Source organism: Paenibacillus sp. NPDC057967 (assembly GCF_042887015.1).
Taxonomy (GTDB): Bacteria; Bacillota; Bacilli; order Paenibacillales; family Paenibacillaceae; genus Pristimantibacillus.
In genome coordinates this window covers 535,282-547,983 of record NZ_JBHVQB010000004.1, presented here as the reverse complement: position 1 = coordinate 547,983, position 12,702 = coordinate 535,282, and the positions used below count along the sequence as shown (strand labels likewise).

At 50.6% G+C, this 12,702-nt stretch carries 16 protein-coding genes; all 16 read left to right on the top strand.

What is annotated here, in order from left to right:
* Positions 1-29 precede the first annotated feature (29 nt).
* Positions 30-644 (top strand): hypothetical protein, encoded by a 615-nt coding sequence (locus tag ACFVSO_RS13135; protein WP_387474113.1) that lies wholly within the window; start codon positions 30-32, stop codon positions 642-644.
* 72 nt (positions 645-716) lie between these two features.
* Complete coding sequence (locus tag ACFVSO_RS13130; protein ID WP_387474111.1) at positions 717-1,007, top strand: hypothetical protein; 291 nt, start codon at positions 717-719, stop codon at positions 1,005-1,007.
* 121 nt (positions 1,008-1,128) lie between these two features.
* Complete coding sequence (locus ACFVSO_RS13125) at positions 1,129-1,473, top strand: histidine triad nucleotide-binding protein (protein ID WP_387474109.1); 345 nt, start codon at positions 1,129-1,131, stop codon at positions 1,471-1,473.
* A gap of 95 nt (positions 1,474-1,568) precedes the next feature.
* Positions 1,569-1,742: a 30S ribosomal protein S21 gene (rpsU, locus tag ACFVSO_RS13120; RefSeq protein WP_005547957.1), complete on the top strand. Its 174-nt coding sequence runs from the start codon at positions 1,569-1,571 to the stop codon at positions 1,740-1,742.
* A gap of 15 nt (positions 1,743-1,757) precedes the next feature.
* Positions 1,758-2,201, top strand: coding sequence for a GatB/YqeY domain-containing protein (locus ACFVSO_RS13115; protein ID WP_119799364.1), 444 nt, complete (start codon positions 1,758-1,760; stop codon positions 2,199-2,201).
* 116 nt (positions 2,202-2,317) lie between these two features.
* Complete coding sequence (locus tag ACFVSO_RS13110; RefSeq protein WP_387474106.1) at positions 2,318-3,721, top strand: NfeD family protein; 1,404 nt, start codon at positions 2,318-2,320, stop codon at positions 3,719-3,721.
* A 38-nt stretch (positions 3,722-3,759) separates the two neighbouring features.
* Positions 3,760-4,761, top strand: coding sequence for a flotillin-like protein FloA (floA, locus tag ACFVSO_RS13105; protein ID WP_387474104.1), 1,002 nt, complete (start codon positions 3,760-3,762; stop codon positions 4,759-4,761).
* 56 nt (positions 4,762-4,817) lie between these two features.
* Positions 4,818-5,321 (top strand): hypothetical protein, encoded by a 504-nt coding sequence (locus tag ACFVSO_RS13100; RefSeq protein ID WP_387474102.1) that lies wholly within the window; start codon positions 4,818-4,820, stop codon positions 5,319-5,321.
* A 376-nt stretch (positions 5,322-5,697) separates the two neighbouring features.
* Complete coding sequence (gene yqfC, locus ACFVSO_RS13095; protein ID WP_387474100.1) at positions 5,698-5,976, top strand: sporulation protein YqfC; 279 nt, start codon at positions 5,698-5,700, stop codon at positions 5,974-5,976.
* Positions 5,977-5,995: 19 nt separating this feature from the next.
* Positions 5,996-7,189, top strand: coding sequence for a sporulation protein YqfD (yqfD, locus tag ACFVSO_RS13090; RefSeq protein ID WP_387474098.1), 1,194 nt, complete (start codon positions 5,996-5,998; stop codon positions 7,187-7,189).
* Positions 7,190-7,195: 6 nt separating this feature from the next.
* Complete coding sequence (locus tag ACFVSO_RS13085; protein ID WP_387474282.1) at positions 7,196-8,167, top strand: PhoH family protein; 972 nt, start codon at positions 7,196-7,198, stop codon at positions 8,165-8,167.
* 17 nt (positions 8,168-8,184) lie between these two features.
* The gene (locus tag ACFVSO_RS13080; protein ID WP_387474096.1) at positions 8,185-10,431 is read left to right on the top strand and encodes an HD family phosphohydrolase; all 2,247 of its coding nucleotides are present in this window, start codon (positions 8,185-8,187) and stop codon (positions 10,429-10,431) included.
* A gap of 1 nt (position 10,432) precedes the next feature.
* Positions 10,433-10,930, top strand: a complete 498-nt coding sequence (gene ybeY / locus ACFVSO_RS13075) for an rRNA maturation RNase YbeY (RefSeq protein ID WP_387474094.1) — start codon at positions 10,433-10,435, stop codon at positions 10,928-10,930.
* Entirely contained in the window at positions 10,930-11,295 is a 366-nt protein-coding gene (locus ACFVSO_RS13070; RefSeq protein ID WP_387474092.1) for a diacylglycerol kinase family protein, read from the top strand. Before ybeY ends, ACFVSO_RS13070 begins: the two co-directional genes overlap by 1 nt.
* Positions 11,296-11,314: 19 nt before the next feature.
* Positions 11,315-11,758: a cytidine deaminase gene (locus ACFVSO_RS13065; protein ID WP_387474090.1), complete on the top strand. Its 444-nt coding sequence runs from the start codon at positions 11,315-11,317 to the stop codon at positions 11,756-11,758.
* Positions 11,755-12,678: a GTPase Era gene (gene era / locus ACFVSO_RS13060; RefSeq protein ID WP_387474088.1), complete on the top strand. Its 924-nt coding sequence runs from the start codon at positions 11,755-11,757 to the stop codon at positions 12,676-12,678. The genes ACFVSO_RS13065 and era overlap by 4 nt, the downstream gene beginning before the upstream one ends.
* The last annotated feature ends 24 nt before the right edge of the window (positions 12,679-12,702 follow it).

Sequence of the window (12,702 nt, the reverse complement as noted above, 5' to 3'; positions counted from 1 at the left end):
CTGTCAACGTTAATTCGGGAGGGAGAAGCTTGGAACAGCAACAAAACGGCAAGCGCTCTTGGGCGCTGCCCATCACGCTCGTCTTACTCGTCTTTAGCTTAATGGGCAACATCTTGCTTTATACCAAACACATCGAGCATACGCGGGGCGATATCGTACGTACCGGAGAAATGATCTTCCATGGGTTTAAAGAGGGGCAGGAGCAGCTTGCCCATTGGAGTGCGTACATGGAGGAGATCCAGCAGCGCGCAGACACAGAGCCGGGATTGGCCCGACTGGCAGCCAAGTATTTCAACATCAGCGTGGACCGAGAGCAGGCGGGATTGGCCGTTCTGATGGCGCAAGCGGCTGAAATTGATTCCGCGGCATACAGTCATGCTTCCGAGACTTACGATGCCTATGAGGAGAAGCTAAAGGCGATGCTGCAGGGCATTGGGGCGGGCAGCGGAGCATTGTCAGAAGCCGAGCGTGCAGCAGTGAGCGAAGCACAGTCGTCCTTTGTGAACCTCACCGAGCTGATGTCCGCGTTCCACTATGCGATGGAGGGCGACCGCAACTCAATGGTCCGTCTGACGGGCGGCCATGATTGGATTGATATTGCCTCAGAGCTTCAGAAGGCGCTTAAGGACTACGCCGGGTCTTAAAAAAATCTAATGGCCTGCTTAGTAGCCATTCGCCTACCGCTGCATAGGATGTTGTAACGGAGGCTGATGACAATGAGCAACGTCAATCAACATTTGACACATAACAAAAATGTTTGCGAGAAACATCTTAACCGCTATGTGGTGATTCAAACTAACGACGGCCAATATCATGACGGAATCGTGGAAAGCGTAGATGAGGAAAACGTGTATCTGGCGGTTCCATTCTGTCCGGGGGACGAAAGAGCGTTTTTCCCTTATGGCGGTTACGGCTACGGCGGATTCTACCCTCGCAGGCGCTTTTACCGCAGAGGATTTCCGCTTGGGGGCTTGCTTGCTCTTTCTTTATTGCCGTTTTTTATCTAGTAAATATCCGTACGATTTGCGCCGAACATGGGCTTGCCCATGTTCGGCGTTCTTGCATTGGACTAGCGCTCATTTTTTTTGTATGATAGTAGGTAGGAAATGGTGAGGAGGTAGAAGAAAAATGGACTGCATTTTCTGTAAAATCGTTGAAGGTTCCATCCCGTCGACAAAAGTGTTCGAAAACGACCGTGTGCTGGCGTTCCAGGATATTCAGCCGGCGGCTCCCGTACATATATTGATTATCCCGAAAAAACATATTCCGACGATGAACGATGTCGCGGATGAGGATAACGAATTGATCGGAGAGCTGTTTGCCGTTGCCAGGCAAATCGCCAAGGAGCAAGGCATTGCGGAGGCGGGCTACCGCCTGATTAACAACGTGAACAGCGATGGCGGGCAAGTCGTCTACCACCTGCATATCCACTTGCTGGGCGGTAAGAAGCTTGGCGCATTAATTGCAACCTAACGGAAGTTGACACTGGGTTTTAGTTTACTTTATAATGAAGTTTGATAAACCGTGTTATAGCTCTGGACGGTCTGTTTCGGAGGGAGGGAAAACTGGTGTCTGAAACTAAAGTTCGCAAAAACGAAACTATTGATGCTGCGCTTCGCCGCTTTAAACGTTCCATCGCTAAAGACGGTGTGCTCGCTGAGGTGAAAAAACGCAAGCATTATGAAAAGCCAAGTGTAAAGCGCAAGAAAAAGTCCGAGGCTGCGCGTAAGAGAAAGTTTTAGGAGGAGCCTTGCATAATGAACCTGAGCGAACGATTGACCGACGATATGAAGCAAGCCATGAAGAGTCAGGACAAGTTCAAGCTGACCACAATTCGTATGATGCGTGCGGCAGTGAAAAACTTGGAGATTGATTTAAAGCGACCCCTGGAAGATAATGAAGTGCTTGATATATTGAGTCGTGAAATCAAAATCCGTAAAGATTCCCTCCAAGAATTTAAAAAAGCCGGCCGTGATGATCTGGTAACAGGTCTTGCAGCAGAAATTGAAATTATTAGTCAATACCTTCCCGAGCAGCTGACTGAAGAAGAGATTCAAGAGATAGTAAGGCAGACCATCCATGAACTCGGTGCTTCTTCCAAAGCCGATATGGGGAAAGTGATGGGCGCCCTCATGCCTAAGACAAAGGGACGCGCAGACGGTAAACTAGTAAATCAAGCAGTTATGCAATTTCTGCAATAGCATACGATGCGGACACAAAACACCCCTTTATTGGGGTGTTTTTTTCTAATTGTTGAAACAAATCGAACATTGTTACGTAATACAGGGAATACTATCTCGAAAAAAGGAGGACGCCAATGGTAAAACAACGACGAATATGGCTGCATACAAAGACGCTTCTGCTTCCTTTGATGCTTATAGCTGTACTTACCATTTCGTTAACGTCAGTCATGCTTCCCGCTGCGCTTGCTTCATCCCAGGAGACCACTTCACAGGGCGATGCCGGAACGGCTGTCGTCATCGTGCCTGTGAAGCAGACGGTGGAGCAGGGACTGCTTTCCTTCCTAGAGAGAGCCTTCAAGGAGGCACAGGAAGCGAAGGCTGAGCATATTGTGCTTGTCGTGAATACGCTTGGCGGCCGCGTCGACAGTGCAAGCGATATCGGAGAGCTGATTCGCACCAGTCCGATTCCGACTACCGCATTCGTGGAGGCCAAGGCGGTATCGGCAGGAACGTATATCGCGCTGAATGCCAATCATATTGCGATGCAGCCGGGCAGTACAATCGGAGCAGCTGCCGTCGTAGACGGAAGCGGGACGCTCATGGAAGATCCCAAGACGATATCGTTCTGGGTGGGACAGATGACGGAAGCAGCGAAGCTGCATGGCAGAGACCCCAATATCGCTGCGGCCATGGTGGACAAGTCTGTTGCCGTTGATATGACAGATACGATTGGCCGGGAGAAGAAGCCTGGAGAAATATTGTCCCTGTCCGCTTCCGAAGCGGAGAAGGTGGGATATTCCGAGCTTACGGCCAATAGTGTGGAGGATGTCGTCAAATGGCTGGGGCTGGACAATCGTGCGATGATCGAAATCAATCCTTCCGTAGCGGAGGAAGTGGCACGCTTCCTGATTAGTCCCGTCGTATCGACGATTTTGCTTATTCTCGGTATTGCAGGCATTGCAATTGAGCTGTTAGTACCTGGCTTCGGCGCTCCGGGCATCATAGGATTGCTATGCTTCGGTCTCTTTTTCTTCGGCTCCTATGTATCGGGACTGGCGGGCATGGAATCAATGGCTCTGTTCATCATAGGTATCATCTTAATGGTGATTGAGTTATTTGTACCAAGCTTCGGCATCCTGGGACTGCTTGGCAGCGCATCGCTTATAGCTGCAGTCGTGATGTCGGCGCCAAATCCGAAGACCGGATTTATTTCACTCGGCGTTGCGGTTGCAGCGGCTGCGGTCATCGTAGCTTTATTCGCGAGAACCAATAAAGGCCGGGGCGTCTGGAACAAATTTATACTGAGAGACAAATTGGGTACGGAAGAAGGTTATTTGTCAGCGGATGTCCAGAATTCACTAGTAGGAAAGCATGGAATAGCCCTGACAACGCTGCGCCCTTCGGGGACCGCACAAATCGGAGATAGACGTGTCGACGTCGTGACGACGGGAGAATTTATCGATTCGGGCAAACCGGTTGTAGTAACCAAGGCCGAAGGAACATGGGTTGTTGTGAAAGAAGTTAAGCATGAAATATAATGGTCCCCTGCTAGTAGGGGGAAATGGAGGTTATCGATATGTTCGCTGATTTGGATCCTGTTGTATCGTTTTTGATTATCGCCGTATTGGTCATTATTTTGCTTTCGGTATTCCTGAGCTTTTTCCCATTCATGCTCTGGATATCCGCACTCGCGTCCGGTGTACGCATTAGCATTATTACGCTGGTTGCCATGAGATTGCGCCGGGTCGTTCCGAGCCGAATTGTCAACCCGCTTATTAAAGCGACCAAAGCTGGCCTCGGACTAAACATTAATCAGTTGGAAAGTCACTTTCTTGCAGGCGGTAACGTCGACCGGGTCGTCAATGCGCTAATCGCAGCGCAACGTGCCAACATTCCACTGCAATTCGAGCGTGCGGCAGCTATTGATCTTGCAGGCCGTGATGTCTTGCAAGCCGTACAAATGAGCGTTAACCCGCGTGTGATTGAGACGCCTACTGTTGCAGCTGTTGCAAAAGACGGTATTGAAGTAAAAGTTAAAGCGCGTGTAACGGTTCGTGCCAACATCGATCGACTCGTCGGCGGCGCCGGCGAAGAAACGATCATTGCCCGCGTAGGCGAAGGTATCGTTACAACGGTCGGCTCGTCGAATTCCCATAAAGATGTATTGGAAAATCCTGATCTAATCTCGCGTACCGTGCTAGGTAAAGGCCTTGATGCAGGTACGGCATTTGAAATCCTGTCTATCGATATCGCGGACGTGGATGTAGGCAAAAACATTGGCGCCCACTTGCAAACGGAACAAGCCGAAGCCGATAAAAAAATCGCTCAGGCGAAAGCTGAGGAACGCAGAGCAATGGCCGTTGCGCAGGAGCAGGAGAACAAAGCCAAGGTCGTGGAGATGGAAGCAAGAGTTGTTGAGTCTGAGTCCCAGGTTCCGCTTGCCATGGCAGAAGCGCTCAGAAGCGGCAAGCTTGGCGTCATGGACTACATGAACTTGAAAAACATCGAAGCGGATACAAAAATGAGATCTTCCATTGGCGAAGCGGATGGTCTGACCGATGGGGAAGACGGACGTTAAAGCTGCCGAGAGCTTAGCCTTATCAATGGCGAGCTGTCTTATGGAGGTGAAGCAACGTGGATATCATTGAGTTTTTGACCAAAAACTTTTATTTCATTTTGATTGCATTATTTTTTGTAGCCAGATTGTTCAGCAACTCCGGGAAGAAAGGCAAACCTCCAGGGGGAATGCCGGACTTCGGCGGGGAACCGCGAAATGACGGTCCGCAAGAGCGGACTCCGGAGCAGCAAGCGCGGCCGGTGTTGCAACAGAATCGCCCAGTGCTTCAGGAGCGTTCTGACACGGTTTACCGCACGCAGGCGAAAACGGAGGAGCAGGAGGTAGATGCATTCCCCCGTGCCCAACAGTCTGCCGACAATCGGCCTGCCGTGCAGTATAGGGCATCTGCGCCGACGCGCCAGACTCGTCCGTCATCTGCCCCTAGAAGAGCTTCTAATCCCGATGGCGGGATGATTGCCAGTCCAACCAAAGGGCTTGCGAAGGAGGATCTTCGCAATGCATTTATCTGGTCGGAGGTGCTTGGACCGCCTAAGGGCAAGCGACCGTATCGCCGATCATAAGCTGAATAAGACCTTCGTTCCATTCTATGGGATTGAGGGTCTTTTTTTATTGCCTTTGCTTCAATCCGCCAATCCCCCGTTTTTCATCAGTAATCACATAATTAGCCTGCACCGAGCATATTTTGGTATAGCACATCTATAACGTCATAGCTATGTTTTCGACGCTATGTCGTTAGGTTTGCCTTCAGCAAACCTAAGCTCATGCTTACGATGCCAGGTTTTCTCCGAAAACCTAAGCTCATGCTTACGATGCCAGGTTTTCTCCGAAAACCTAAGCTCATGCTTACGATGCCAGGTTTTCTCCGAAAACCTAAGCTATTGCTTACGAAGCTAGGTTTGCTTCCAGCAAACCTTTGAGGAGGGGCTCATTCAATCCATGCGACATCTGAAACGGAAATTTCATAAGCTGACGGCCGAACTGCTTGATATGCCTCAAGATGTCGTATATGACCTTCCCCGGCTTACCATGATTGGCGACAGGCAGCTCTATATCGAAAATCATCGTGGCGTCGTCCACTTTTCCAGCGACCGCCTGAGACTGGCTTTGAGCAAGGGAGAGCTGGAGGTAACCGGCAGCTCGCTGGTCATTCGGACAATATGGACGGAAGAAGTATTCATCGAAGGCGTGATTACTAATATACAGTTGCTTCCATAATGAATAGGGGGAGAACGTTGTGAGGGAAAAAGGGGTATTATGGTTGAAGGGTGTCGTTGTGGTAGAGACGAGGGGCGGCAAGCCTGAGGAGCTCGTGAACAAGGCGATGGCAGGCGGGCTTGGCCTGTCCGCCATTCGTTGGACAAGCAAAGGTAAGCTGCAATTTGAACTATCAGTTGGCGACTTTTTTCGTCTTCGTCCGTATTTAAAAGAGACAGGCTGCCGGGCCCATGTCACGAAACGCATAGGTCTGCCCTTCTGGCTTGTGAAAGCCGAGAAGCGAATCTGGTTCTCCGTCGGCATCGTTTTGTTTTTTGCGATGATCTTTATGCTCTCCTCGCTCGTATGGAACGTAGAGGTCGAGGGCAATGTGAAGCTGACGGACGAGCAGGTGCTGCAAGCAGCCAAGCAGGAAGGACTTTACCCGATGCAATGGTCCTTCAGGCTGCAGGATGCGGACATCATCTCCAAGAAGCTGGTCAACTCGCTGCCAGGCACAACCTGGGTCGGCGTGGAGAAAAAAGGGACGAAGGTTCGCATTCAGGTTGTCGAGATGACGCTGCCTGAAACGCCGTTGCTTCAAAATCCCCGCCATTTGGTGGCTACCGCAGATGGTGTCGTGACGCAGATTATTGCGGAAGCGGGCAAAGCGGTCGTGAAGAAAAATACGCGCGTCAAAAAGGGACAGACCCTCATCTCCGGCTTGATCGGCTCCGAGACGAATTCCAAGGTGGTGGTCGCCAAAGGAATCGTACGCGGCCTGGTCTGGTACGAATTTAAGGTGGAGGCGCCTCTTGTCCAGCAGGTGAAGGTATACACAGGCGAGAAAAAGTCGAAGTGGTATGCGGTACTGGGTTCCAGAGGGCTTCAGGTGAGCGGATTCGGAGGGGGCGAGTACGAGCATTCGGAGACGATTACGCATGAGGAACGCATTTCCTGGAGAAAATGGTCTCTGCCGATCGGCCGAATGAAAGAAACGGTCATGGAGACGGAGCTGCAGGAGCGGACGCTTACCGTGGAGGAAGCGAAAAGCGTCGGATTGCTGCAAGCCAAAGCGGATGTCATCGAAAAAGCAGGCCGGGATGCCGTCATCGTCGATGAAATTGTTTTGCATGAAGAGGCTGACAATGGTAAAGTTTATATGAAAGTTCTTTTTGAAGTAGAGCAGTCATTGGTCACAGAAATGCCATTAGTCCAGATGCAGGGAGACTGAGTATTGTTGCAAAATGAATCGACTACAGTAAAAGTTCCGCTCGAGAATGCTGCTGAAGGCTTAGCTGTTTTCGGGCCTCAGGATAAGTTTTTGCGATTTGTGCAAGAAAGCGTCGAATCGACGATCGCCACGCGCGAAGCCGAGATTGTCATTACTGGCCCCGTGAAGGAAACAGAATCACTGGAGCAATTGTTCCGCGTGCTGCTGCAGCTCGTTCGCGGCGGCTATAACCCGACGGAACGTGATATCGCTTATGCGCTGGAGCTGGCTCGCACCATGCAAGCGGAGGAACTGCTGGATCTCTTCAAGAAAGAAGTAGCAACGACCTTCCGCGGCAAAAAGATCATGGTCAAGACAATTGGACAGCGTCACTACGTAAAGACGATAAGGAAAAAAGATATTGTGTTCGGCATAGGCCCGGCAGGCACAGGCAAAACCTATCTGGCTGTCGTACTGGCTGTTGCCGCATTGAAGGAAGGCTCCGTCAAGCGTATTGTGTTGACGCGTCCCGCTGTGGAAGCGGGTGAGAATCTGGGCTTTTTGCCAGGTGATCTGCAAGAGAAGGTAGACCCTTACTTGAGACCGCTCTATGATGCGCTCCATGATGTGCTTGGACCAGATCAGACGGTCAAGGCAATGGAACGCGGCCTGATCGAGATCGCTCCGCTGGCGTATATGCGCGGCAGAACGCTGGATGACTCCTTTATCATTCTGGATGAGGCGCAGAATACGACGCCTGAGCAGATGAAGATGTTCCTTACACGTCTGGGCTTTGGCTCCAAGATGGTCATTACGGGCGACGTGACGCAGATCGACTTGCCAAGGGGCAAGACGTCGGGCCTCATTGAAGCGCAGCGTATCCTGAAGGGGATCGAAGAGATCGGGCTTATTTATTTCACCGAAAACGATGTTGTGCGTCACTCCCTCGTTCAGAAGATTATTATGGCGTATGATGTGCATGCCGAGAATAAAGCCTAGAGAGGATGGATAGCCGCATGAACCAGAACGGGACAAGCAAGCAGGCCACCGTAAAATCAGCCAGGCTGCAAGGCTGGAGACAAAGTCCTGCTGTAAGATGGACGCTCATGGCCATGTTCGTGCTGCTATTCTATATTAGTCTTGCGCCGCATGTCATACCGGAGACGTATGATATAGCGGAAGGTTCAGTCAGCGAGAAGGACATCAAGGCTCCTTTCCAGATCAGGGACGATAAAGCTACCCGTCAGGCTGAGGAAGAGGCGGCCAACCGGATCGAGGATGTGTATCCTATCGTCGTCCTGAAAAACGAAGCGCTGGTCGAGCAGATTTTGTACCGCATCGAGCAGCTCAATATGGACGATCAGGTCACGAATCAGAATAAGATCGAAATATATCGCGGAGAAATACCAGGCCGCTATAACGAGCATATCGATACGTTCGTCAAGCTGAATAAGGGCAAAGGTACATATTCCGATACGCTTCTGGAGGAAATGTCTACCGTAGCGAAGGAACAGAAGTATGTCATTCCGGAAGAAACGTTCTACAAGATGCCGCAGCTGACGAGCGAGCAGCTGATCGAGATGCGTATCGTAGCCATGAATATCGTCAAGAAGCTGATGACCGAGCAATTAAGGGAAGCGGAAACGGCACGGACACAGGTGGCGGAGCTGGTCAATGCGAGCTCCCTCTCTAACCGGACCGCAAGGGAAATTGTGCAAGAGTTGGCGCGGTTTGCGATTATGCCGAACAAATTTCTCGATAAGGAAGCGACGGAAGAGGCGCGGGTATTAGCGAAGCAGAATACGCCGCCAGTCGTGATCAAGGAAGGCGATATATTCGTCAAACGGGGTCAGACGATTACACCGGAGCTGTACAAGCTGTTATCGGATTCGAATTTGCTGCAGGATAAGAAGCATTATTGGCCTCAAATGGGCTTGCTTATGCTTTCCCTGATGTTCATTATTGTTATTTACGTCTATCTTTATCAATCGGGCAGCATCAATGGGTTGAAGCCGCGTTACGGTAACGCTCAGCTGCTTATGTTATGGTTGATTTATCTGATCAATACGATTACGATTCAGATTATCGGTTTTACGCAGACGGATAATGCCTCATATGTAGGATATTTGGCGCCAGCCGCGCTGGGTGCGATGCTGATCACGTTACTGCTGGACATGCATTTAGCGATTATTGGTTCGTTCATCTTTGCGATAATGGGCAGCGTGATCCTGAATACGCATTCCAGCCAGCTGTTCGATTTCAGATTCGGATTTTTTATTATGGTCGTATCTCTAGCAGCTGTATTCGCTATCCATCGGGCAAGCCAACGATCAGCTATTCTGAAAGCCGGGATTATGGTCAGCTTATTTGGATCATGCGCTGTAGCAGCTATCCTGCTGATGTCTGAACAACTGGACCGGATACCGTTTATCTACTCGCTGTCCTTTGCGTTTGCAAGCGGGTTGCTGACAGCCGTCCTTGTCATCGGCCTTATGCCGTTCTTCGAGGTTGCGTTCGGCATCCTGTCCGCGCTGAAGCTGGTGGAGCTGTCGAACCCTAACCATCCGCTGCTGCGCAAGCTGCTGACGGAGACGCCTGGCACGTATCATCACAGCGTCATGGTAGGCAATTTGGCGGAAGCGGCGGCCGAGTCGATCGGGGCGGACGGTCTGCTGTGCCGAGTCGGCTCCTATTATCATGACATCGGCAAGACGAAGAGACCGAACTACTTCATCGAGAATCAGACCAATATCGAGAATCCGCATGATACGATCGACCCTAAGCTAAGCAAATCAATTATCGTTGCTCATGCCAAAGACGGATCGGAAATGCTGAAGGCGCATAATATACCGAAGCCGATTCGGGATATTGCCGAGCAGCATCATGGGACAACGTCATTGAAGTACTTCTACCACAAGGCGCTTAAGCAAGCGGAGGAGCAGGGCATCGAGCCTAACTTTACGGAAAATGACTTCCGTTATCCGGGTCCCAAGGCGCAATCCAAGGAAGCTGCTATTGTCGGCATCGCGGATTGCATTGAGGCGGCGGTCCGCAGTTTGCGCAATCCAACAGTGGAGCATGTAGAAGCGATGATTAACAAAATTATTAAAAGCCGATTGGATGACAATCAATATAATGAATGCGATTTGACTATGAAAGAATTGGACAAGGTCGCACATTCGTTGAAGGAAAGCATTATCGGGATCTTCCACTCCCGGATCGAATATCCGGATGACGTGAAGGCGAAGGAGCGGACAAGTTAGCATGAGCTTGCAATTGGATTACAGCAACGAGCAAGATAAGATCGATATACCGGAAGAATGGATCGGCCTCCTGACTGAGCTGCTGCAGCTCGCAGGAGAAGCCGAAGGGATGTCGGAAGGCGAAGTGACGTTAACGTTTATCGATGATGAGGGCATTCATGCTCTCAATCGCGATTATAGAGGAATTGACCGACCGACGGATGTATTGTCCTTTGCGATGCAGGATGAAGGTACGGACGAGCTGGATATCATCTTTGAAGTGGAAAGCGAGGATGAGCCGGACCCTATATCGGGCATGTTAGGCGATATTATTATTTCCGTGGAGCGTGCGGTTGCCCAAAGCGAGGATTACGGTCATTCACTTAAGAGAGAGGTCGGATTTTTGTTCGTTCATGGATTTCTGCACCTTATTGGCTATGATCATCAGGATGAGGAGTCCGAAGCGGTTATGACTGCCAAGCAGGAGGCCGTTCTTCAGAAGGCGGGCTTGACCAGATAATGGTCAAATTCTTGAGAAGCGTAGGAATCGCGATTTCCGGAATCAGCTTCGCCATCCGTACGCAGCGTCATATGCAAATTCATTGTATAGCTGCCGTCCTAGTCATTGGACTTGGATGGCTGCTGTCATTATCGGCTGTTGAGTGGGTGCTTATCCTGTTCGCAATAGCTTTGGTCATTAGCCTGGAGCTGGTTAATACAGCCATCGAGCAAGCAGTGGATCTGGCAAGCCCGGAGCGTCATCCCGTTGCCAAGGCAGCCAAAGATACAGCGGCAGGCGCAGTGCTTGCGGGGACAATCGGCGCAATTGCTATTGGTGTCATCATTATGGGGCCGCCCTTGTGGCGGCTGTTATTCGCTTCGTAGGGAAGGAGATTTGTAACATATGGAATATACAGGGCTATCTCAATCCTATACAACGCTCATGCGCGCCGCCGAGGAAGTAATGCGGCGCGCTTATGTGCCTTATTCGAGATTTCAAGTTGGCGCAGCATTGCTGGATGCAGACGGTCATGTGCACGAGGGCTGCAACGTCGAGAATGCCGCATATGGTCCCACGAACTGCGCTGAGCGTACCGCTCTGTTTCGGGCTATTGCCGATGGGAAGCAAGCAGGTACGTTCAAGGCTATTGCTGTTATTGGGGCAACAGAAGGACCAATCTCGCCATGCGGCATTTGCCGCCAAGTATTGGTGGAGCTCTGCCCGCCTGATATGCCGGTTATTATGGGGAATACAAAAGGCGACTGGTCGATCGCGACTGTATCGGAATTATTGCCAGGGGCTTTCACGCCCGCATCGCTTCATAAGGAGGAACAACTAGATCAATGAATCAATCTACCAGTAACACTAAAGGCGGAAACAAATTTCGCTCCGGCTTCGTAGCCATAATCGGAAGACCCAACGTAGGCAAGTCGACACTTATGAACCATTTGATCGGGCAGAAGATAGCGATCATGTCGGATAAGCCGCAAACCACACGGAACAAAATTCATGGCGTCTATACGACAGAGGATACGCAAATCGTATTTCTGGATACGCCAGGTATTCATAAGCCGCAGTCCAAGCTGGGCAATTATATGATGAAGACTGCGGAGAGCGCCCTGAAGGAAGTAGAGGCGGCGCTATTCCTGGTTGATGTATCCGAAGGAATCGGCGGCGGCGACCGTTTCATTATCGAGCAGCTCAAAAAAGTAAATACCCCGGTATTTCTGGTCATGAACAAAATCGATAAGATAGAGCCCGAAAAGCTGCTGCCTATGATTGCGCAGTATAACGAGCTGTACGAATTTGCGGAAGTTGTGCCAATCTCGGCATTGAACGGCAATAACGTAAACACGCTGTTGGAGCAGATCAGCCGTTACTTGCCAGAAGGCCCGCAATACTATCCAGCCGATCAAATTACGGACCACCCGGAGCAATTCGTCTGCGCTGAGCTTATCCGGGAGAAGATTCTTCATATGTCTCGTGAAGAGATTCCGCATTCCATTGCGGTCACGATTGAAGATATGAAAGTCCAGGAGAATGGCGTTGTCTACATCGGAGCAGTCATCTTCGTGGAGCGCGATTCTCAGAAGGGGATCATTATCGGGAAGCGCGGCGACTTCCTGAAAGAAGTGGGCAAGCAAGCGCGGAGGGATATTGAAGCGCTGCTTGGTTCCCGCACCTTCCTGGAGCTATGGGTGAAAGTGAAGAAGGACTGGCGGAATCAGGATCGAGTGCTCAAGGACCTTGGCTTCCGTCACGACTGACGTTTTTTGCTAAGGATACGGGAC